Source organism: Polaribacter sp. YIW18, assembly GCF_057219325.1.
On the sequence record NZ_JBXVVE010000002.1, the window covers coordinates 130,027 to 153,815 of the forward strand.

Consider the following 23,789-nt stretch of genomic DNA (forward strand, 5'->3'; position numbering starts at 1 on the left):
TGTCTTAAAAGAGAAGGTTATAACATAATAAATTAATTTCCTATAAATTGGGGAATTACAAAGAGATATGAAATTAAAGGTTTGTGGAATGAAATTTACAGAAAATATGCAACAAGTAGCTGCTTTACAACCAGACTATTTGGGGTTTATTTTCTATGAAAAATCGAAAAGAAATTTTGAAGGAATTATTCCAGAATTGCCAAAAGAAATTAAGAAAACAGGTGTTTTTGTAAACGAATATATAGAAATTGTTGTCTCTTTGGTAGAGGAGTATAGATTAGATGCTATTCAGTTACATGGAGATGAATCTGTATCATATATTTTAGATTTAAAACAGCAATTAGCAAACAATAGAGCCTTGTTTATAGAAGAAAATAAGCAGATCAAAAAGAAAAAAAATCAGCATTATATTTCTAAAAAAGAAGTTGAAATTATAAAAGTTTTTGGCATAAAAAATGAATTTAATTTCTCTGCATTACAACCTTACTTAGACGTAGTCGATTATTTTTTATTTGATACCAAAGGAAAAGAAAGAGGTGGTAATGGTGTAAAATTTGATTGGTCAGTTTTAGAAAATTACCCTTACAAAAAGCCATTTTTTTTAAGTGGAGGTATAAGTTTAAATGATTTAGAACAGTTACAAATAGTATTAAAATCTAATTTACCCATTTATGCGTTAGATGTAAATAGTAAATTTGAAAGCAAACCAGGGGTTAAGAAAATAGAAGAGTTAGAGAAGTTTAAAAATAGCTTCTTTACAAATACAGTGAAGTAATTTTATCGCAATAACAGCTTAGAATAAAAATATGAAAAGTAAATTTCAACCAGATAAAAATGGATATTTCGGACAATTTGGTGGCGCATTTATTCCAGAATTATTGTATCCAAATGTAAAAGAATTAGAAGATAATTACATTCAAATTATCGAATCTGAAGAGTTTCAAAAAGAATACAAATCGTTGCTAAAAGACTATGTTGGACGACCAACTCCATTGTATTTAGCAAAAAGGTTATCCCAAAAATATGGAGCGCATATTTACTTAAAACGCGAAGATTTAAACCATACAGGAGCACATAAAGTAAACAATACAGTTGGTCAGATTTTAATTGCAAAAAAGTTAGGTAAAACCAAAATTATTGCAGAAACGGGTGCAGGACAACACGGTGTTGCAACAGCTACAGTTTGTGCCTTAATGGGCTTAGATTGTACTGTTTTTATGGGTGAAAAAGATATCGAACGTCAAGCACCTAACGTTGCTAGAATGAAAATGTTAGGTGCTAAGGTAGTTGCAGCAACATCAGGCTCAAAAACCTTGAAAGACGCTACTAATGAAGCTATTAGATATTGGATTCAAAACCCAGAAACCTTTTATTTAATTGGTTCTGTAGTTGGTCCACATCCACATCCAGATATGGTAGCTAGATTACAGGCTATAATTTCTGAGGAAATGAAATGGCAATTAAAAGAGAAAACAGGAAAAGAAAATCCAGATACCATTATTGCCTGTGTGGGAGGTGGCTCTAATGCTGCAGGTGCCTTTTATCATTATTTTGATGATGAAGAAGTTGAGTTAATTGCAGTTGAGGCTGCAGGTTTAGGTGTAAGTTCTGGTGAAAGTGCTGCAACATCCCAATTAGGTGAAGTGGGTATTATTCATGGTTCTAAAACCATTTTAATGCAAGATGATTATGGTCAAATTGTTGAACCTTATTCAATTTCTGCTGGTTTAGATTATCCAGGAGTAGGGCCTTTACACGCCTATTTATATGAGAGTAAAAGAGCCAAATTTATGAATGCTACAGACCAAGAGGCATTAACAGCAGCTTACGAGTTAACTAAAATAGAGGGTATTATTCCTGCTTTAGAAACAGCGCATGCTTTAGCGGTTTTACCAAAAATGGATTTGACAAAAGACCAAGTTGTAGTGATTAATTTATCTGGTAGAGGAGACAAAGATTTAGAAATATATATCAAACACTTAGAAGCATAATGAATTCGAGAATTAGTTTTATAGAAAATGAGATAGCGCCTTTAAGACAACAATTAAACCAACATTCGCTATATAAAAAACTAGAAAATATAGATGATGTAAAAACATTCATGGAAAGTCATGTTTTTGCAGTTTGGGATTTTATGTCGCTTTTAAAAGCGTTACAAATCAATTTAACATCAGTTTCTTTGCCATGGTTTCCAAAGAAAAATACGAATTTGGTTCGTTTTATCAATGAAATAACATTAGCAGAAGAAAGTGATTTTGATAAGGATTGTGTTGTAAAAAGTCATTTTGAAATGTATTTAGACGCCATGAATGAAATGGGAGCAAATACGAAAGAAATTCATTTTTTTATTGAAGCCTTAAAGCAATCAACCTCTGTAAATAAAAGTTTAGAAAAAACCAATACTATAAAAGCTGTCAAAGAATTTGTAAACTTTACTTTTGAGGTAATTGCATCGAAACAATTACATAAAATTGCCAGTGCATTTACATTTGGTAGAGAAGATGTAATACCAGACATGTTTTTAAATATTGTAAATGAAGCCTCTACAGAAGATAATAATTATGACAGCTTTGTGTATTATTTAAAAAGACATATAGAGTTGGATGGTGATGAGCATGGTCCTTTATCTTTGCAAATGATATCAGAATTATGTGGCAATGATGATCAAAAATGGATTGAAGTTTTAGAGGTTGCCAAAAAATCTTTAGAAGTAAGAATTCTTTTGTGGAGCGGTATAGCAGCACAACTTTTAAGTTAAAAAAAAGGTTTAAATGAAAGCATTAAATACATTATTGGAGGAGAAAAACAACTTACTTTCCATTTATTTTACTTGTGGTTTTCCAAAATTAGAAGATACTACAACAGTAATTACGGAATTAGAAAAAAGCGGAGTTGATTTTATAGAAGTTGGTCTGCCATATTCAGACCCTTTAGCAGATGGCCCAACAATACAAGATAGTAGCCAGAAAGCACTACAAAATGGTGTTAATTTAGATGTTGTTTTTGAACAACTGATGACAATTAAGACAACGAATAGAACTCCTTTAGTTTTAATGGGATATTTAAATCAAATGCTAAAATATGGTGAAGATAAATTTTGCCAGAAAGTAGTAGAATGTGGTATTGAAACTTTAATTATTCCAGATCTACCAATGGTAGAATATGAGAATCATTATCAACAATTATTTGATAAATATGGTTTAACAAACGTATTTTTAATTACACCGAATACAGAAGAAGATCGTATAAAAAAAATAGATGCTTACACAAAAGCGTTTATTTATGTAGTTGCATCATCATCTATTACGGGTGCTAAAGGAGAAATTTCAAAAGAGCAAATAGCCTATTTTGAAAGAATAAAAAACATGCATTTACAAAGTAAATTAATTGTAGGTTTTGGTATTTCAGATAAAACTACTTTTGATACTGCTTGTAATTATGCAACTGGAGCTATCATTGGCTCAGCATTTATTAGGTATTTAGCGGCAAATGGTGTTTCTAAAATTAAGGATTTTATAGCGCCAATTATAAGTTAAGAAGAACTTAATTATTTATTGCAAGAATAAAAAAAAGCGAAACATTTTTGTTTCGCTTTGTCATTTAGTTCACACTAATTAAGTTTATATCAAAAACCAAAACTGCGCCACCAGGTATACTTCCTCTTCCATTATTACCATAACCTAAGTTAGATGGAATTATTAAAATTCCATTTCCACCTTCTTTAAAATAGGTAATACCTTCGGTCCAACCTTTTATTACCTGTTGTAGGTTAAACGAAACTCCACTAGAATTACTTTTATCAAAAATTGTTCCATTTAAAAAATAACCTTTGTAAGCAACAGTAACATTAGAGGTTGATGTTGGATTTTCTCCACTTCCTTCGTTTTCTATCACATAATAAAGTCCAGTATTACTTTTTTCTGCATTTAAACCATTTTCGTCAATGTATTTTAGAATATCAGCTTCTGTTTGAGGCTCAAAATTTGGTTCATCATTAGAAGAACAAGAACCAAAAAGAGTAGTAAATAGAATAAGAGATAAAATATTTTTCATTTTTCTTAAAATTTAATTGGTAAATATAAAAGAAAAAATTTAATATACTTTTTTTCCGTTTAAATAAGTACTTTCAGCTTCAGTTTTAGGAATATTATTACCTTCAACAGTCATAATATCTTGATTTAGTATAACAAAATCAGCAAATTTACCAACTTCGATACTTCCTTTTTCATCTTCTTCAAAATTAGAATATGCCGCCCAAATAGTCATCCCTTTTAGAGTTTCTTCTCTACTTAAAGCGTTTTCCATTTGAAAACCATTTTCAGGATAGTTGTCTAAATCTTTTCTTATTGTTGCTGCATAAAATGTTAAAAATGGATTTACTTGTTCTACAGGGAAATCAGTTCCTAATGCAATTTTACCATATTTATTTAATAAATCTTTAAAGGCATACGCACCTTTCATTCTCTTTTTACCAATTCTGTTTTCTGCCCAATACATATCTGAAGTGGCATGTGTAGGTTGTACAGATGGAAAAATATTATCGAATTTATCAAAATCTTCTTCTGATATTATTTGTGCATGCTCAATTCTCCAGCGTCTGTTTTTATCGTTTCTTAATACTTCTTTATATGTTTTTAACATCCAAGTATTTGCAGAATCTCCAATAGCATGGGTGTTCATTTGATAATCAGAGGCAGCAATTTGCGTTGCAATTTCTTGATATCTTTTAGGGGCATATATAAATGCACCAAAATGATTTTCTCTATCTGAATAAGGTTTACGCATTGCAGCTCCTCTTGAGCCTAGAGCACCATCACCATACACTTTAAAAGACCTAACATTTAATCTATCAGTTTTAACAATTCCCTTATTGATGTAGTAATCAATTTGCGATTGTTTATCACCAGAAACCATTGCATAAACACGCATTTTTAAGGAGCCTATTTTTTGTAAACTGTCTATTAATTCTATAGTGTTTCTGTCTAAACCAGCGTCGTCTACAGTGGTTAAACCATAAGAAAAAGCTATTTTTTGAGCATCTAGTAAACCTTGTATGGCTTGTTTTTTAGAGGTTTTTGGGAATTTTATATAATCCATAGCATTGTCTATTAAAACACCTGTAAGTTTCCCGTCTTTGGAAATACATTCTCCACCTTTTACCTTAAAAGGGGCTGTTATTTCAGAGAAATCTAATGCAGCTTGGTTTACTAATAACGCATGCCCGTCAACTCTTGTAATAGCAACAGGAATTTCAGGGAAAAGAGCATCTAGTTTTTCTTTGGTTGGAAACTTTTTAATTTTCCAGTCGTTCTGATCCCATCCACGTCCTGTAATAAAAGTTGTATTTTTTTCTTTTTGAAAGTCGACTAATTTTTGTAAAACTTCATCATAACTTTTTGTACCTTCTAAAGATACTTTTTGTTGTTGCAAACCCATTCTGTAAAAATGGCAATGAGCATCAATTAAACCAGGTACAATTGTTTGGTTTTTTGCATCTATAAATTCTGTAGCTTCATATTTGCCTTCTATTTGTTGATTGTTGCCAACTGCAACAAAAACGCCATCTTTAATAGCAAAAGCTTCTGCTTTATCAAAATTGTTATTTACGGTATAAATATTTGCGTTTACTACAATTAAATCTACTTTTTCTTTTGTACAAGAATAGATTATGAATGTAATAATAGCAAATTGTATAAATTTTTTCATTGTATTGCTTTTAAGCATTTAGATAAATATAATACGCCCAATACATTAATAAAAACTGTAAAGGTATTCTAATGTAAGCTATTTTTTTAGAGCCAATTGCTGGTCTAATTTTTGTTGCATCCCAAATATGGATTGGTAAGAAAATAATCATTAATATAAAAATTCCTACGGCTGCATGTTTTGTATAATTTGAAAGAAATAAACCAATTCCTAATAAAAATTCTATGACACCAAAAAGATAGTTTACTGTAAGTTTTGGTAAAAAATCTGGAATAAAGTTTTTAAAAATTTTTGGTTTTATAATGTGCATGATACCTGCAAAACAGAATAAAATTCCTAAAATTATTTTTAAAAAAAGTGAAAGTGTATCCATAAAATTATGGTTTAACAAGAGTGTTATTGTATAAATATTTATCCATTAAATAAATAATACTAGCCATAGATGCACTACCTAATTCTAATTCTCGTTTGTTTACCTTATCAAAAGTATCTCTACTTGTATGATGGTAATCGAAATAACGCTGAGAATCTGGTCTGTAACCAACTAAAGTTACGTTTTCGCCTTTTAAAGGAGAAATATCTGCACCTGAACCACCTTTATCTAAATCGTGTAAACCATAAGGAGACAATAGTTTTTTCCAGCTTTGTAATAGTTTTGTGTTTATGGTATTTGCATCAATAGAGAAACCTCTTGGTGTGTGACCACCAGCATCCGATTCTAAGCCTCCAATATGTGTTTCTTTATTTTGTTTTGATACTTCTGCGTATTTTTTTGCACCTCTGGTTCCATTTTCTTCGTTCATAAAAAAGACCACTCGTAAAGTGTTTTTTGGTTTGATGTTGTTTTTTTGAAACAAATAGGCAACTTCTAAAGATTGTACGATTCCTGTACCATCATCATTTGCTCCTTCACCTAAATCCCAAGAATCTAAATGACCACCCACTACAAAAATATTTTTGGGTGTTTCTGATCCTTTAATTTCTCCAATTACATTAAAAGAAGGTGCATCAGGTAGTGTTTTACAGCTTTGTTTAAAATAGAATTTTAAGTTTGGATTTTCTTTCAAATCATCACTCAAAATTGTTGCAGCTCTACTACTAATAGCTGCTGCTGGTATGTATTGGCTTTTTGGTAAATTTCCATAAGACATGGTTCCTGTATGAGGGAAATCATCTATGGAATTTGTCATAGAACGCACAATAACGCCTTTTGCCCCAAATTTACCGCAAATTGCAGCACCTTGAACTCTTTGGTCTACACAACCCCCATAAGCTTTAAAAGTGTTGATTAAAGTATTGTCGAAAGGTCTGTTAAAAAACACAATTTTACCTTTCATTTTATCTCCTAACTTTGTGGCTTCTTCTAAAGAGCTAACTTCTATCACTTCCGCTAAAACACCTGTTTTTGGAGTAGCAACAGAAAAACCTAAAGCGCAAATGGGTACATTTTTTTGTGTTTTATTTGTAGTATATGTAGCAATTTCTTTTTCTCCTCTAACCCAATGTGGTACCATAACTGGTTGTAGCCAAACTGAATCTAAACCTACGTTTTTCATCAGTTTTGCACCCCATTCTACAGCTTCTGCTGCTTCTAGAGAACCAGATAATCTACCACCAATATTTTGAGTTAAATCTCTTAACCATTCGTAAGATTTACCATCTGTTAAAGCGCTATTGAATAATGTTTTAATAGTGGTAGAATCTTTTTTTTCTTCTGTAGAAAGACCTGTTTCTGCTATTTTTTTAGTTTTTTTAGTACAAGAAATAATAGCAAGTGAAACAGCCATTAGAAGTAAAACCTTTTTCATGAAGTTGTTTTTTGTTTGCTATAAAATTACAAAATTGAAATTATATATTTTTTAAAAAATTATGCAAGTTTTTCTATTACACTAAAAATAAATCTTTTTTTAATGAATTTTTACCAATTAAAAATCAAACTTGTAAGTAATACCACCCAATATTTGAAAACCTTGCGTGTCAAAATTTGCAAAACGTTGGTATTTTGTGTTTAAAACATTGTTTATATTTAAAAATACTGAGAACTTATCATTAAAATGATAGCCTCCATTTAAGTTTATATCAACAAAAGAATTTATTGTTTCTATGCCTTCTAAACTAGTTGAGTTTATGGCATTGTATAAAACATCTTTACGCTCGCTTACATAAAAAATATTAGCTGTCGCATACCAGTAATTGGTTTTGTATTTGGCTAAAAAAGTACTTTGTAAGCTTGGTAAATTCCAGTTCTCTACAGCGGTTGTAGTTGTGTAATTATTAAATTCTACTTGTGTTGAAAAAGTAAGGTTTTTATTAAATAAATATTCTATTTCAGAAAATATTGTAGTAGTTTTTACATCATCATAAAAAACTCTAAAAGAGTTACCATACTCATAACCTTTTAAGTTTTCTCCATGAATAATAGATGTTGTGCCATCTGATTTAGAACTATTTCTTAAAAACAAAGGTTTGTCTTCTTCTTTGATAAAACTCACTTTTAGGTTGTAAGTAATGTCTCTTGTAATGTTTCCTTTTAAACCTGCGTAAAAATTAGAGGTTTCTGCAGTTTGTGTTATAAATAATGTTGGTGATACATATGGATTTTCTTCAGTAAAACTTTTATAGGTGTTGGTGTGTAAATTTCCTGTAAAACCAGCATAAGTATTTATATATTTTTTTAGGATTGGAGTTTGTATAAATATATTGGGAAATATAAAAATATTATTGCTACTGTTTTCTGGGTCTAGCGATACATATGTTTTTAAACCTGCATTTAAATTGAGTCCTAAATACTCTAATTTATACGTGGGATGTACTCTAAAGGTTATTTGATTATAATTAATTTTACGAGTAGTATCATTATAATTATTTTTAAAATTTCCTTTTAAAAATTCTATCCCTGCTTTAATAGCAATTTCATTCAGGTTTTTACTCAAAAAATCTAAAGGATAATACAATTGCGAATCAAAATCAACTAAAACTTCTGCACTATTATAGTTATCTGTAAAATACGAAACAGCAATATTACCATGTTTTATGTACGAATCATGAAATTTAAATTTACCTGCTAGCTTTAAATAGTTGTAGTTCTGGACTTCATCTATTGAGTTTATAACAAGTTGGTTGAACATTTTGTTAGAGGGTAAACCATACCAATTATACTTGTTAAGTTCTGTGTTTAAAGTTACTTTCCAATCAAAAGAGCTTGCTTCTTGTTTAAAAAATGAGGTAGCATTAAAGTTAGAAAAATCACTATTTAAAAGAGAGTTTCTAACATTTTCTGCTGATGCTACATATGTTGCATGCAAACCAAATTCGTTGTCAAAACGTGTGCGATGATATATAAATAACTCAGCATAAGGGCTTTTATAATTACCATAACCACCAGCAAAATAATTGTTGTAAATCCTTTCTTTTACATCAAAATTTATACTTTTTAAAACTCCTGTTTTAGGTGTAAATGTAGATGCTACAGGTGCTGAAAAAATAGTGTATTTCAATTTTTTCTTATTATTTTTCTTTAACAATTTTATGGTAGGATTGCTTTTTATTTTTTTTGCATCTGCTATTTCTGGGTTGTATTTTGTAACTACATTAACAACCTCTGTATTTACAATAGTATCTTTTTTTTGCCCTTGTGCAAATGCAGACAAAAAAACAAATAATAGCATGTATGTTAGAAAGCCTTTTTTCATTAGTTCTTTTTTTCTGGGTTAACTGAATTGTTAGTTTTGGCTTCGTTTTCTTTAATTCTATTTAATTCTTGTTGTGCTTCTTCAATAATATCTTTAAATTCTTTAAAGTTTTTAATTACATTTTCTAATACAAAAGTGGCTTGATATACATCCTTTAAACCATAGTAATTTTTACCCATAATTACGTAGCTTTTTACACCCCAATATTTGTATGTAGTATATTTTGAAATTAGTTTTTGTACGATTTTGTTTGATGCTTCATACTCTTTTCGCTGATTTTTAAAATATGCATTGTAGTACAAGGCCTCTACTTTTAATTGGCCATTGGCAGTTTCTTCTACGGCTGTATAATATTCTTCTGCAGTGCTAAAATCTTCTTTCTTTAGGGCAGATCTTGCAATAATAGTTTTAGCATCGTTTTTTAGAGTAATGTCTAATTTGTCTTTTTGTAAAAGTTTTTTAGCATATTTTATGGCAAAATCATAAGCTTCAGTTTCGTAATAACCTTTCATTAAATTACTTTGCGCAAACAAGATGTTTTCTGTAATATAGGCTTCTTGCTCTAACCTGTCTAAAAGAGGTAACGCATTCTTGTATTCTGCTAGCTCTAAATATATTTGTGCTAATTTGTTTAAAGAGTCTTCTGTAAATTCAGAAGTATTATTATTTATAATAAACTCGTAAGAAGGTATCGCATTTTTAAATTCTTTTTCTTTAAAAAATATATTTGCTAAATAGTAATTTACTTTTAAAATATGTTTTCCTTTTGGGAATTTTCTAATATAAGTTTGTAAACTTTCTATAATTCCCTCTCTTTTTTTAGACTCTAAATATTTTTTTTCTGCAACTGCAAATGTAGTATTGTCTAGTTCTGAGTTACTAATATTTACAAATTTTAAAGAAGAAGTCCAATTTACATAATCTTCTAAATTTCCTTCATCAATATATACGTTTCTAGCATTGGCAACAGCCTCTAAAGCATCTGGAGTATTAGGGAATCTTGCAGCAACATCTTTATATTTTTTTAAGGATTGTATGTTTTTATTTTCGTTAAAATAAAGCAAACCCTGTCTTAAAAGCGTTCTAGAAACAAATATGCTTTTTGGGTGTTTTTCTATCAACCTATTATAAGTAATATTAGCATTTTTAGAATCTTTTAATTTTACATAGGTGTTTCCAAGTTGATACAACGCATCGTCTTTTAAAGTAGAAGTTTCATAGTTGTTTATTACATTTTTTAAAGCTCTAATTTTTGCTTTATTAGCATCTATAAAACCATAACTCATTCCAGTTTGATACTCGGCATAATCTGCACCTAAACCAAAATTTTCGGTTACTTTTTTGTAAGTATCTATAGCTTTTCTATAATTTGTAGTTGCAAAATAACTATCTCCTAATCGTATAAGTGCGTCAAATTTATAAGGGTCTGCAATGGAATTAAGTTTTAAAAATTTAGAGAACCATAGTGCTGCTTTTTCATAATTTTTCAACCTAAAAAAACTATAGCCTATATTGTAATCTATTAGTTTAAAATCATCTTTTCTATTGGACTGTAAAGTAGTGTTTAGAGTGATAAATTTCTGTAAAGCATCCTTAAAATTATTCAACCTATAAATTGTTTCTGCTTCCCAATATTTTGCCCTTAGTTGCACTTTGTCAATTGTAGATTGTTTTGCAGTTGTAAAAAAAGGGAGCGCCTCTTTATAGTTGTTTTCGTTAAATAACTGGATACCTCTGTATAATGAAACTTCAAAAGTTAACTTAGTGTTTGCTTTCGATTTTTTTTCTGATAAAAATGCCAAAGCACCTTTGTAATCTTGCTGATTAAAAAAAGAAGAAATTACCAACTCATTAATTTCTTGATAGGCTTTAGAATTCGGATATTTTTTTAAATAGTCTTGTAAAACCTCAGAAACAGTTTTAAAAGGGTTGCCACTTTCGTAACTTAATTTGGCATAATTTAAAGCTGCATCTTCTTGTATATTTTTATTAAAGTTCAATTCAGAAGCAGACTTAAATGCATTTAAAGCTTCAGGTTTTTTTTCTAAATTCATATAACATTCGCCTAAATGATAGTATGCATTTTGCGAAGTTGCATTTTTCTCATCAATAATTTTATTAAAATTGTTAATAGCATTTTTAAAATTGTTTTGTTTGTAATAAGCGTATCCTAATTGATAATAATCTGTATTGTTCCATTTACCTTTTTTACCTTTATAAACCTTTAGGTAAGGTATAGATTGTGCATACTTTTTTAAATTAAAGTAACTTTCTCCAATAATTTTAGAAACATCAGATTTTAGCTTTTTATCTATGCTTGGTAAGAGTTCTAAACCAACTTTTATACAACGATTAAATTTACCAGCTTTAAAACTAATATCTAATAAGTAATAAGAGATTTCTGCTTTATATAAATCATTGTCTGCAATTTCTTTTAAAGTAGATTCTGCTTTGTCATAATCTCCTAATTTGTAAGAAATAAAACCATAGTAGTATCTTGAATCATTGCCATATTTTGCATCGTTAATTAAAGGCAAGAGACGTTCTTTTGCTAGGTTTAAGTTTTCGGTAACTACAAAACTATATCCCATTTTAAAATTTAATTCCTTTTGATTTTCGTTTGAAAGTGCATTAATATTTACTTTTTGGAACCATTTTAAAGCGTAAGTAGTGTTTTTATTAGAAAAATAATAATTGGCAAGATTAAAAAAAGCAACGTTTTTTTTATTGCTACTTGGGTTTTCTTTAACAAAACTTAAAACTTTTTTATCTGCCTCTGGCTGATTTAATTTTACAGCACACATAGCTTCATAATAACTAGCATCTGCTTTTAAATTAGAGCCCATAGACGCAAATTTGCTAACCTGTGCAAATGTTTTTTGAGCAACAGCATAAGCTTTACTATTGTACAGATTTAGCGCATTGTTAAACACTTTTAAATCTGTAGTATTGGCAACTGTTTGTTGCGAAAAACTATAATTTACTACAAATGTAATAGACAAGAAAATAAATAGTTTTTTTAAAAAACGAATTTTCATATAGTTATTTTTACATTCAAAATTAATAACGTACAAAATTTTAATTTGTTGGATTAGGGAAGTGTAAAATATAATAATTTTATTCAAAAATAAGAATAGTTGCCAATTCATAGTAAAAAAATCAATAGAAACTTTTAAGTTTGTACAAACTACTTCAAATTATGCAAAATATTGTTTTACAATTAAAAGACGCAAATATTTACCAAAGAGATATTTTGGTGCTTTCTAACGTTAATTTAACCATAAATAAAGGAGATTTTTATTATCTAATTGGTAAAACAGGAAGTGGTAAAAGTAGTTTAATGAAAACTTTATATGGCGATTTACCTCTGCAAAAAGGATCAGGCAGTATTGTAGATTTTGATTTAAAAAAGTTAAAAGAAAAGCAAATTCCGTTTTTAAGAAGAAAAATTGGTATTGTTTTTCAAGATTTTAAATTACTGAATGATAGAAATATTTTTGATAATTTAAAATTTGTCTTAAAAGCAACCGGTTGGAAAGACAAAGAGTTGATGAAAGAGAAAATTCATGAAGTTTTAGATAAAGTGGGAATGAAATCTCAATACTATAAAAAAACATTTGAACTTTCTGGAGGAGAACAACAAAGAGTGGCTATTGCAAGAGCTTTATTAAACGACCCAGAACTTATTTTAGCAGATGAACCTACAGGAAATTTAGACCCCAAAACATCTATGGAAGTAATGGAGCTTTTAAACGAAATCCACGCAAGTGGAAAAACCATTTTAATGGCTACACATGATTATCAACTAATTGTAAAATTTAAGCAAAAAACATTAAAATGCGAAGGTGGTGAGTTGTTTGAAGTAGCCCAACAAGCCACTGTATAATGCTTTCAGTTTTAATACCCACATATAATTACAACGCTTTTTTTTTGGTGAAAGAAATTCATCAACAGTTAATTTTAGAAAATATAAAATTTGAAATTATTTGTTTAGATGATGCTTCTAAGTCTGTTTTAAATACAGAAAACGAAAAAATAAATACTTTAGATTTTGCAATTTTTTCTGCTTTAAATAAAAATATTGGCAGAAGCGCAATAAGAAATTTATTATCTCATAAAGCAAATTACACTTGGTTACTTTTTTTAGATTCAGATGTAATGCCAGTAACTAACAATTTTATGAAAAACTATGTAAACTGTTTTCAAAAAGAAAATACAGTTTTTTGTGGAGGATTACTATATGAAAATAAGGAAGAAAATGTAAATCTCTTACGCTATAAATTCGGAAAAAAACAAGAAGAAGTCTCTGTTGAAAAAAGAAAACAACAACCCGAAAAATATTTTTTTACCTCAAATTTTTTAATTAAAAAGAAAATTTTTAATCAGGTAAATTTTGAAGAAAAACTAACACAATATGGTAGAGAAGACTTGTTGTTTTCTTTAGATTTGATTAAAAATGGCTACAAAATAGAGCATTTAGCAAATGAAGTATACCATTTAGGTTTAGATACTGATTTGATATTTATTAAAAAAACAAAAAAAGCTATAGAAAATCTATTTTATTTAAAAGAGCAAAATTTAGTAACCAAATACGATTTAAAGTTATTAAAACTAGCTAATAAATTAGATGCTTTAAAACTTACAAGTATTATTGGAAAAACATATTCTTTTTTTGAGAAAAAAGCGTTGCAAAAAAAATCGGTATTTTATTTAAATTGTTTGAAAGTGGCTTATTTCTGTTTTTTAAAAAAGGATAAAAAAGCAACCTAAATGTTATTTTATATTTCTAAAAATAGATAGTAAATCGGCTTCTTGTTTTTCCCAAATCAATTCTTGTTTAGCTATTTTTAATTTTTCCGAAAAGTCTTTTTCTAAGATGTTTTTAATCTGTTTTGCTACTAGTTCTGGTTTTCTTTTAGAAATAAATTCACCTACTTTATAGTTTGTAATAACTTGTCTCATTTCAGGTAAGTCAGATACTAAAATTGGTACTTCTGCCTGTATGTAATCAAAAATTTTGTTAGGTAGTGCAAACCTATAATTTAAACCTAAATCTTCCTCTACACTAACTCCTATATCTGCTAAAGGCGTTAATAATTGTAATTTTTCTGGTGCCATTTTACCTAAAAAAACTACTTTTTCATCTCGTTTTTCTAAACTTACTTTTTGTTGTAAATCTTTGTAAATATCTCCATACCCAATAATTACCAATATATGATTGTCTAAAAATTCCATACTATCAATCATTAATTCTAGTCCACGCCCAATATTTATAGCACCTTGGTATAGAATTATTTTTTTATCCTTTGTATCAAAATTAAAAGTCCCTTTTTTTACCTCCTTCTTAAAAGGTAAATTTTTTATAGTTGTAAAGTTTACGTTGTATTTTTTCTTGTAGTAATTTGAAATACTATTGCAAACTGTATAATTGTTTTTAAGTTTTGGTAACATCCAATTTTCTAGACATATCCAAAAATTTTTAATTTTTGGTTTGTGCACTAATTCTGGTATTTCAGAAAACAATTCGTGACTATCAAAAATTAATTTTTTACCCTGTATTTTACTAATTAGAAAATTAGGTAAGAGTGTGTCTAAATCATTTGCCAATAATATGTTTTTTTTGGTAAAAATAAGGTACAGAAATAATCTTAAATTAAATTCAAAATAAAATAAGAAACCTTTGTTAAATAACAGTTTAAACCTCTTTGTTCTGTATTTTCTAATAAGACTTTTACTGTTTTTTAGCTTTCTACCTATTAAAACAATTTCGTAACCATTTTTGTACAAAGAGTCGCAAACTTTAGCAACTCTTTGGTCTGTATGTAAATCGTTTGAAACAGAAACTATTATTTTATTCAACAAAAAGAAATTTAAAAAAACAAATATAGCGTAAACTATAAGTATAATAAAGTAAGTGATTTTTATTTTAAATACATTAACTTATAATTATATTGATGAAAAAGCGCTGCAATAGCTATTTTGTGAAATTTCTAAATGTTTAGCTAAAAAAAGCTAAAAAGAAATTTTTGTTTTAAACGATAGTTCAAACGAGTAAGTTTATATTTTCAATTAAATAGTATAGACTTACTTTAGGTTTAATGTTTTTTTAGATTATTTTTATGAATGTATTTAAAAAGTATCTTTATTTGTTGACCGAAATTTTAGTTACTTTTAGCATATTAAATGTAAATCAGACAAAAAGAAGAAATGAATTCAACACAAATAACAAAAAATAATCCTATTACTATTTCAGAAGAAGTTTTTGGCACAACCAGAGATGGTGTTTCTGTAAAAAGCTTTACCCTAAAAAACGAAAAAGGTATGGCAGTAAGTATTATTACTTACGGAGGTATCATAACTACATTAAAAGTACCTAATAAAAAGGGTGTTTCAGAAGATGTTGTTTTAGGTTACAAAATATTGGCAAGTTATGAAAAAGCAACCCCTTATTTTGGAGCTTTAATTGGTAGGTATGGTAATAGAATTGCAAATGGTAAATTTTCTATAGATGGTAAAGAATATGCTTTAAAAACTAATGATGGTTCAAATCATTTGCATGGAGGCGTTAAAGGATTTGATAAAGTTGTTTGGACTGCAGAAGTTTTAAAAGATAAAGGGGCTTTAAAATTATCTTACTTGAGTAAAGATATGGAAGAAGGATATCCTGGAAATTTAAATACAGAAGTTACCTACACTTTAACGAATGACAATACTTTAGAAGTTGCTTATCAAGCTACAACCGATAAAAAAACAATTGTAAACTTAACGCAACATTCTTATTTTAATTTATCTGGAGATTTTTCTAAACCTATTTTAGATCACATTGTAAAAATAAATGCAGATAGATTTGTACCTGTAAACAGAACTTTAATTCCAACAGGAGAGCTTAAAGAAGTTGCAAATACTCCTTTTGATTTTAGAGAGCCAAAAACAATTGGGCAAGACATTAATGCTGATAATGAGCAATTAAAAAGAGGATTAGGCTACGACCATTGTTGGGTTTTAAATGCCCAAAATGAAGGTATACGTTTTACATCTTCTGCTTACGAACCAAATAGTGGTAGATTATTAGAAGTTTTTTCTGATGAACCAGGAATTCAATTATATACAGGTAACTTTTTAGGTGGAACTTTACCAAATAAACAAGGTGGTATTTATACAAATAGAACAGGCTTTTGTTTAGAAACACAACATTACCCAGATTCTCCTAATCAAAAAGATTTTCCATCAACAATTTTGAAACCTGGAGACACTTATTCAACTACAACTTCATTTAAATTTTCGGTGAAGTAAAACGCAAAAGTGTATATGATATAAATCGATTTTATTTTTGCTTACGTTTTAGGCTAACTTTTAGCAATTTAAATACTGATAATCAATTAAAAAAAACCTAACAATTTAATAATAAATTAGTTAGGTTTTTTAATTGTGGAGACGCCGAGAATACAAATATAAAAAATCGCTAAAATTATAAACCTTTAATTTTGTTGAGCTGGCTCTATAATATCAACAAATATAATCATTTAAGAGAAATTTAGAGTTTTAAATAGTTTTAAATAGTTTTAATTAGTTTTCATTTTACCGTACAAATGCCGTACAAAATATTATATTTGTATTATAAAGTAATCTAGTTTTGGCATCAATCAACTTTTTATATCGTTCTACAAAGGATAAGTCCAATTTGATTTTACGCTTATTGTTTCGATACAAAGGAAAAGATTATGTTTTTGGTTCAAAAACAAAACTTGAAGTTGAAAAGACATATTGGAATAAGCAACATAAAAAAAAATCAAAAGACATTGAGGTTACCAATATGCAAACTGATATCAATAACGAACTCAATAAAATAGAAAACCACATCTTAAAAGCATTTAATACTACCGATCCAGGTAAAATTAATAAAGAATGGATTATTAATCAAGTTGAACTCTATTATAACCCCATTCAGAAAGAAAAAACAATTCCTACAGATTTAATAAATTATATTGATTTTTATATTGACTACAGAAAAAATGAGGTAAAAAAAACTTCATTTAAGAAATTTAATGTTATAAGACATAAATTAAAAAAGCTTGAAAAGTTTAGAAAAAAACAAATTTTAATATCAGATATAAATAATGATTTCAAAAATGAATTTGTAAGCTACTGTAAGAATGAATTATATTCTCAAAACACCATACAAAGAGAATTAGCAATTATTAAAACATTTTGTATCCACGCTCGATTCCTCGGTTTACAGACACATTATCAATTAGATAGTTTACGACTAGATAAAGAAAAAGTAGTAAATATATATTTGAGTATAGAGGAATTGAATAGAATAGAAAATATCGGAATAAATAAATTAAGCGACACCTTAGATAATGCAAAAGATTGGTTGATTATAAGTTGCTATTCAGGGCAAAGAATATCTGATTTTATGAGATTTACAGAAAAACATATACGCGTAGAGACTGATAAACATTTTCTTGAGTTTACTCAAATGAAAACAGGAAAGCTAACAACAATTCCAATACATCCTAAGATTTTGGAGATATTACAAAAAAGAAACGGAAAGTTTCCATATAAAATTTCAGATCAGAAATATAATGATTATATAAAACAAGTTTGTAAACTTGCTGAAATAGATGAGTCAGTAAAGGGTAGTAAAATGAAAAAAACTGAAAAAGGTATGAGAAAGAAAGAGGGAATATACAATAAATATGAATTAGTTACCTCTCATATTGGTAGACGTAGTTTCGCTACTAATTTTTATGGTAAAATTCCAACTACTTATTTAATTAACATAACAAATCATAGTTCAGAAGCTATGTTTTTAAATTATATAGGGAAAAGCAATAAAGACTTAGCAAAAGAAACCTTTAAATATTTTTAACTAAATTATAAAGTTGTTTAAATTATTACTTTTTATATACATTTCTCACTAATATAAAAAAAAATGAAAACAATAGAAGACTTACTGAATTACTCAAACCTAATTAATAAATTAAATCTTGAATCAAAATCTATTCATTACATCATCTGGTTTGAGGAAGAGTATATTGATGATGACTTTTTGGATATAAATTGCCCTCAATTTCAAAGTATATTAATTAATGCTGAAGAAAAAAAAGTAAAACTTATTATTAAAAATTTTGATAAAGCTATAAAAAGTCAATGTGGGAATAATAATTTGGACCTAGACAAGAATAATAAAGATTCATATTGGGATTATAGTTTTGTTAGAAAATCTAATGAAGGAAGTTTACGTAAAAGATTTGTTTTAAATAAACTAATCCCTAATGATGAAAAAGTCTTTAAAGAGTTGTGGTTGAGAGATTTTATAAAAACAATTACCAGAATTTCTAAAAACATAAAATTTATAACAGATATTAAATCAGAAGAACCTGAAAAACTTTTAAAAAACAATCATACTAAGATTTTTAAGAATGATTTAGGGTTTAATATCTTTTTAGAAATGTTTAACATGTACAAATCAGAAAAAAATTTACTAGCATATTTCAGCTTTCTTTTTTATGCTATGGAAAAAGATTTTTTAATCTGTAATCAAATTGATTTTGTTAGGTTTTTAAGTTCTGAAAAATACGATATTCATATTAGTAAGATTGACAATAGACAATTAGAATATGATATGAATAACAATAAAAAATTTAAACTTTACAAAACGATAAAAGATCAAATTACACAAAAGCACAAAAAAAGCACAATTTATGAACAGTAGCGTGTTTATGAAATAAGGCTTCTATATAGATTTTTGCAATATTAATTTTAAAACAAATTATTATGGTAAAAACAATTCTATTAGAAAATTTAAATGCAGAAAGTCTTAAAGCAATAATTGAAGACGGCATTAAAAGTCAATTAAAAAATTTTAAAAGAGAAATTTCTACTCATGACCCTGACGAGTTACTAACTAGGGATGAGACATGTAAATTTCTTCAAATTGATTCTTCAACACTTTGGCATTGGACAAACAAAGGGAAGGTGATTGCTTACGGTATTGGAAACCGCAGGTACTATAAAAAATCTGAATTACTTAAATCTTTAATTCCACTAAGAAAATAAAAGGGTATGAGTACTTCAAAATCACAAAACCTTAATTTTATTAAAGGTCAATTTAAAGATAGAGTTATACTTCAAAACTATCAGATATACATCAAGGCTAGTGAAATCAAAAGTTTAATGATAAAACTAGAGAAGTAATGGAGGAGTTTAAAAAAGTTACAAGTAGTATTAAAAAGAAAACTATTATTGATGTTAAATTCTCGAACCTTGAAGAAAATATAGATTTCTCTGAGAAATGTATATCTCTCGTAGATCAGTGGTATTCTGAGAAAAACCCAAAGGGTCTTAATCATGGTGTAATCAATCACTATTCCTTAGAAGAAGCAGTAAGTTTTATAAATACATTACCTAAGAAAACAACAAAGAATAATGCCCCTAACTTTTTAAAAGGTATTTATGAGGGAGGAACTAGAGGTGAGTTCTGTAAAGATTCTACCAACTTACTATTCTTTGATATTGATGTAAAAAAACAAACAAAAAACAAAAAAGGTGAAAATGAACATCTCTTTGATGCAAAGCTAAACAGTGATGTATTTGATTACTTGCAAACTATCTGTGTTTTTGTCTTTAGATCGCACAGTGGGTTCGGTATAGCAGGAGCATTATACGTTCCATACTTAAAGGATTTACTTGTAGATAAGAAAAATCTTCATAAAAAAATAGGAGATAAAATATGTTCTGAGCTAACCAGGCTTATTAGTAAAGAAATAAACATAAAAGTTCAGTTTGATGAAAAACAAAATACTTTTAGACAACTCCGAAAAGTTTATCCTCAAGAGGTATCTGTTAAACTAAATAATAATCCAATTCAAATTAATATAAATATTACTGAAGAGGATCATATTACCCATACAGGAGTACCAATCTTTAAAAGTAATTATGGATTTGAAGGTAGTGTAAGATATCAGTTTAACGAGAACACCCCAATAGAGGATGCCTTGTTGGATAGTGGATTTTATAAAGTATCCGATAATAGATGGCTTCACCCGTCTACTTCTAGCGACAGTACTGGACAAGTTAATGCTGATAGTAATACATTTTATAGTCATAGCTCTAGTTATGGAGAAGGATTATATACCCCATTTGATCTATATGCAAGAAGTAAGGGTATGTCAAGTAATGAGTTTACTAAAACACTAAAGCCAAAGTATGAAGTAGTTCCAGCTAAAAAGGATGTTATTGAGTCGGCTATCATTAGCCTAAATAATGACAATCTAGGTAGTCAAGACATATTTGAACTATGTAACCCCTTAACATCACTAACTATACCACAACGTTACGACTTTATTGAAAAGCTCAATGTAAATGAACAAACCCTAAATCATGTTCATGAATATTTAAAAGTTCCAGAGCTAACTATTAGATACGATCGTAAGATTATTATTAAAGATTTTTTAGCTAGCAATATGGAAGAAGTTATGAATTTTGTTAATGACTATAAAATAACTTGCATATATGCAGGTACTGGGCATGGAAAAACTCGAGGGACTATTGAGTATTTTAAAGCTATGAAAAATCAAAGTACTATATTTTTAGCACCTCTTCAGTCTATTGTTACTCAAACAGCTGAAAAATTTAAGATTCCCTACTTAACAGGAGACAGTAATTTTACATATCACTCTAAAGCTAAATCATCAAATATATTTGTATGTACCTATGAACAAGGAGTTAAACATATCGCTACAAAAGAGTTTGACTACATTATTGTAGATGAGGTACATAAGCTCTACACATCAAATAATTACAGAGATGTTCTAGTACCTTTAGCATCTCTTTTGAATGAAAGTAAATCAAAAATTATAGGTCTAACAGGAACTCCTAATAGTATTATAAGTAATCTAGGTTTTAAAATTATTAAATGCGAAAAAGAAAGCATTCCTAGTATTGAGGTAATTGAAAGGTTTACAAATAACTCTGGATACGCTACTGCAATTAACCATATCAGGGATCATGGAGGTAAGTGTCTTATTAGGTTAAATAGTCAGTATAATCTTGATTCTATTAAGGCTGAACTAATTGATAAAGATGGTTATGATGAACGTGAAATTCTAGTTTTATTTTCAGACAACCGAGTGAAGAAAGGTGATGAATATAGGATGTTAATAGAGAAAGGTCGTTTTCCTAACTATGTAAAAATTGTTTTAACAACTAGTTTGATTGATGAAGGAGTTAATATATATGATAAGGATTTCGATAGTGTCGTTTTTATTGAATCTAATGTATTTAATCCTAGACCAGAACCAATCCCACAGTTCTTCAATAGATTAAGGAATCATGATACAGAAACTAAGTACTACTTATATAGGAAGTACTCCCTGAACTATAATTATAATTATATGAATGACCAAGACTACTACCATAACAGTATAAAAACTTTAAAGACATGGAGTAATCAGTTTGACGATTACCTAACCTATGCGAACGTGTTTAATAATAATAAGTATTTCCTCATGGACGGCTGCTCCATAAATGAGCCATATGTTGCTTATAATACAACTCTTAAAAGTTTTGGAAGGTTTACTCCTTACATGCTTGATAAGTTCTTAGAAAACTTCAACATAAAGACCATAAGGGACGAAAACTTTATACCAAAAAAAATAGATAGGACCTTTAAAATTAAATGGGATAAAGATGTAAAGTTAGAGATTAGAGACCTATGGGCATACCACTTTAATACTGTGCTGAGTATCTTACATTATGAAGCTCAAGATAGGAACATTAGAGAGAGAATAAATGAGTGTGACTTTGAGTTAGAATGGGAGGATGAGTATATTGAGGCAGTTAGAAAACATCTGAAATTATTTGAAAAATATTACAGCTACTATATGCGTATAGAAGATTTAGGTTATGGTCCACACCAGTTTATTATTCGTGAAAAATCACTTACATCAATACAAAAACTTAATAACGAAGTTTACTATTTAGAGACAATGTCTATTCTAAATAACCCAAGATCCAAAGGGGATGAGAAAAATAAGACACTAATTTTAGGGGTAATAAATGGTTTAGCAGAAAATAATAAGTTCACTCGTGGAGACATAGATAAAGCCTTTGATACACTTCATCTTATAAACAAACCGAGTTACGAGGTAATAGATAGAATTATAAAACAGTTTTATATACTGACTTATAATAAGAAAACTAAAACTTATACAGTTAAGGGAAAACGGTAAAAACTACTAATGTTATATATAGAATAAACAAGTAGTTTTGACCGTTTTTTAAGAATCCTGGGTTTTATAATACTTTATTGGTTATGTGAATGGGCTATTACACCCCTCCCATTCATATGCTAACTAAACAAAACATACTTAAATATCACTTATATAAGTAACTGTATATCAATTGCTAAAAAATTTAATTATAGTGTAACTATGATTGATTCAAAGTATTAATGGGTTTTTCTTTTGAGAATGGTACACAGAGGTCATTTTTTAATTCAAAGATTTAGCTAACTCAGCTATTAAGCATTCATCTATAAATGTAAGTCTAACCTATTTAAGAGGATTAGAAAGAGCAGAAACTAGAGAAGAGGATATGTATATGGTTTAGAATAAAAATAATTTAAACTTAATACTAATAAAATTAATTTTCCTCCCATACCTGAACTACACCATATATAGAGCCTACTATCAACGCTAAAATAGCTGCAATTAACAACCAACCTTCATAAGTACCATTCGCCCATAATAAGTCATTTTTAATAATACCTAGAACTATTAGTAAAAATAAGGATATCAAAATAATACAAAGTATAATACTCACAACTCTCTTATATAAAGGCGCAATATATGAACCAATATAAACAAAAGCCCAAGAACCTATTCCACTTACAATTAAAGGTCTAAAAATGGTCGATAAAAAAGATTCATTAGTACCATATGGTCCTGCAAAAAGAAGAACTAAATCCATTAAACTAGGGACTAAAATTAAAGCTAGACATGCTCCTGGTATTAAAGCTAACCATCTCAAAAATTTACCAATCATTGACTCAAAAAAACTTTTCCATATACTTATGTTTTAAAATTAATCCACAAACCTCTTATTTAAAAATATACTAACAACAAGTAAAACTGCCCAAATCACATCAACAATATTCCACATATCTCTTCCCAAAGCTATTTTAAAAAAAGGATTAATTAAAAGAGCAGAGCTTATCCATACAACAAACCATGTCTGATTCTTCTGATAGTTCTCAAAAGCTAATAAACCAAAACCTATCATGCCTATAAATCTAACAAACTGATAGTATCCGTATGGCATATCTAACAAGCATACCAAAAAGAGGATACTTAAGATTATTTTTATTGCTATTGTTTTCTTCAC

20 protein-coding genes are annotated in these 23,789 nt (G+C 28.4%); 11 read left to right on the forward strand and 9 right to left on the reverse strand.

What is annotated here, in order from left to right:
- The first annotated feature begins 67 nt into the window (after window positions 1-67).
- From AC2D6T_RS02740 to trpA, 4 genes are read left to right on the forward strand one after another with little or no spacing between them, the layout of a single operon-like run.
- Window positions 68-775, forward strand: a complete 708-nt coding sequence (locus tag AC2D6T_RS02740; protein WP_484680377.1) for a phosphoribosylanthranilate isomerase — start codon at window positions 68-70, stop codon at window positions 773-775.
- Between the two features lie 31 nt (window positions 776-806).
- Window positions 807-1,991 (forward strand): tryptophan synthase subunit beta, encoded by a 1,185-nt coding sequence (trpB, locus tag AC2D6T_RS02745; protein ID WP_298947952.1) that lies wholly within the window; start codon window positions 807-809, stop codon window positions 1,989-1,991.
- On the forward strand, window positions 1,991-2,758 hold the full coding sequence (locus AC2D6T_RS02750; RefSeq protein WP_484680378.1) for a DUF3050 domain-containing protein: 768 nt from the start codon (window positions 1,991-1,993) through the stop codon (window positions 2,756-2,758). Before trpB ends, AC2D6T_RS02750 begins: the two co-directional genes overlap by 1 nt.
- Before the next feature lie 13 nt (window positions 2,759-2,771).
- Complete coding sequence (gene trpA / locus AC2D6T_RS02755; protein ID WP_298947950.1) at window positions 2,772-3,536, forward strand: tryptophan synthase subunit alpha; 765 nt, start codon at window positions 2,772-2,774, stop codon at window positions 3,534-3,536.
- Between the two features lie 64 nt (window positions 3,537-3,600).
- Here trpA and AC2D6T_RS02760 read toward each other — a convergent pair whose 3' ends face one another.
- From AC2D6T_RS02760 to AC2D6T_RS02785, 6 genes are all read right to left on the reverse strand, one after another.
- A complete protein-coding gene (locus AC2D6T_RS02760) occupies window positions 3,601-4,053 on the reverse strand; it encodes an FKBP-type peptidyl-prolyl cis-trans isomerase (RefSeq protein WP_484680379.1) in 453 nt (150 codons plus the stop codon).
- A 39-nt stretch (window positions 4,054-4,092) separates the two neighbouring features.
- On the reverse strand, window positions 4,093-5,706 hold the full coding sequence (locus tag AC2D6T_RS02765) for an amidohydrolase (protein WP_484680380.1): 1,614 nt from the start codon (window positions 5,704-5,706) through the stop codon (window positions 4,093-4,095).
- A gap of 10 nt (window positions 5,707-5,716) precedes the next feature.
- Window positions 5,717-6,079 carry a DoxX family protein gene (locus AC2D6T_RS02770; RefSeq protein WP_484680381.1) on the reverse strand — a complete coding sequence of 121 codons (363 nt, stop codon included), beginning with the start codon at window positions 6,077-6,079 and terminating at the stop codon, window positions 5,717-5,719.
- Window positions 6,080-6,083: 4 nt separating this feature from the next.
- Window positions 6,084-7,514 carry a M20/M25/M40 family metallo-hydrolase gene (locus tag AC2D6T_RS02775; protein ID WP_484680382.1) on the reverse strand — a complete coding sequence of 477 codons (1,431 nt, stop codon included), beginning with the start codon at window positions 7,512-7,514 and terminating at the stop codon, window positions 6,084-6,086.
- Window positions 7,515-7,631: 117 nt separating this feature from the next.
- Window positions 7,632-9,398, reverse strand: coding sequence for a TonB-dependent receptor (locus AC2D6T_RS02780; protein ID WP_484680383.1), 1,767 nt, complete (start codon window positions 9,396-9,398; stop codon window positions 7,632-7,634).
- Window positions 9,398-12,436, reverse strand: a complete 3,039-nt coding sequence (locus AC2D6T_RS02785; protein ID WP_484680384.1) for a tetratricopeptide repeat protein — start codon at window positions 12,434-12,436, stop codon at window positions 9,398-9,400. The genes AC2D6T_RS02780 and AC2D6T_RS02785 overlap by 1 nt, the downstream gene beginning before the upstream one ends.
- Window positions 12,437-12,597: 161 nt before the next feature.
- On the opposite strand from AC2D6T_RS02785, the gene AC2D6T_RS02790 reads away from it, so the two are divergent.
- Together AC2D6T_RS02790 and AC2D6T_RS02795 are read left to right on the forward strand one after the other, a co-directional pair.
- A complete protein-coding gene (locus tag AC2D6T_RS02790; protein ID WP_298947943.1) occupies window positions 12,598-13,284 on the forward strand; it encodes a cell division ATP-binding protein FtsE in 687 nt (228 codons plus the stop codon).
- Window positions 13,284-14,168, forward strand: coding sequence for a glycosyltransferase family 2 protein (locus AC2D6T_RS02795; protein ID WP_484680385.1), 885 nt, complete (start codon window positions 13,284-13,286; stop codon window positions 14,166-14,168). The genes AC2D6T_RS02790 and AC2D6T_RS02795 overlap by 1 nt, the downstream gene beginning before the upstream one ends.
- A gap of 3 nt (window positions 14,169-14,171) precedes the next feature.
- Here the strand turns inward: AC2D6T_RS02795 and AC2D6T_RS02800 are convergent, their stop codons facing one another.
- Window positions 14,172-15,257 (reverse strand): glycosyltransferase, encoded by a 1,086-nt coding sequence (locus tag AC2D6T_RS02800; RefSeq protein WP_484680386.1) that lies wholly within the window; start codon window positions 15,255-15,257, stop codon window positions 14,172-14,174.
- Window positions 15,258-15,605: 348 nt separating this feature from the next.
- Between AC2D6T_RS02800 and AC2D6T_RS02805 the strand changes: the two genes are divergently transcribed.
- From AC2D6T_RS02805 to AC2D6T_RS02825, 5 genes are all read left to right on the forward strand, one after another.
- Window positions 15,606-16,691: an aldose epimerase family protein gene (locus AC2D6T_RS02805; protein ID WP_484680387.1), complete on the forward strand. Its 1,086-nt coding sequence runs from the start codon at window positions 15,606-15,608 to the stop codon at window positions 16,689-16,691.
- Window positions 16,692-17,031: 340 nt separating this feature from the next.
- Complete coding sequence (locus tag AC2D6T_RS02810; RefSeq protein ID WP_484680388.1) at window positions 17,032-18,273, forward strand: tyrosine-type recombinase/integrase; 1,242 nt, start codon at window positions 17,032-17,034, stop codon at window positions 18,271-18,273.
- 63 nt (window positions 18,274-18,336) lie between these two features.
- The gene (locus tag AC2D6T_RS02815) at window positions 18,337-19,119 is read left to right on the forward strand and encodes a hypothetical protein (protein ID WP_484680389.1); all 783 of its coding nucleotides are present in this window, start codon (window positions 18,337-18,339) and stop codon (window positions 19,117-19,119) included.
- A gap of 62 nt (window positions 19,120-19,181) precedes the next feature.
- Window positions 19,182-19,463, forward strand: coding sequence for a helix-turn-helix domain-containing protein (locus tag AC2D6T_RS02820; protein ID WP_484680390.1), 282 nt, complete (start codon window positions 19,182-19,184; stop codon window positions 19,461-19,463).
- Window positions 19,464-19,600: 137 nt separating this feature from the next.
- Window positions 19,601-22,636, forward strand: a complete 3,036-nt coding sequence (locus tag AC2D6T_RS02825; RefSeq protein WP_484680391.1) for a DEAD/DEAH box helicase — start codon at window positions 19,601-19,603, stop codon at window positions 22,634-22,636.
- Window positions 22,637-23,048: 412 nt separating this feature from the next.
- On the opposite strand, the gene AC2D6T_RS02830 is transcribed toward AC2D6T_RS02825, so the two are convergent.
- Both AC2D6T_RS02830 and AC2D6T_RS02835 read right to left on the reverse strand, forming a co-directional pair.
- A complete protein-coding gene (locus AC2D6T_RS02830; RefSeq protein WP_484680392.1) occupies window positions 23,049-23,450 on the reverse strand; it encodes a hypothetical protein in 402 nt (133 codons plus the stop codon).
- Window positions 23,451-23,489: 39 nt separating this feature from the next.
- Window positions 23,490-23,789, reverse strand: coding sequence for a DUF6804 family protein (locus AC2D6T_RS02835; protein ID WP_484680393.1), 300 nt, complete (start codon window positions 23,787-23,789; stop codon window positions 23,490-23,492).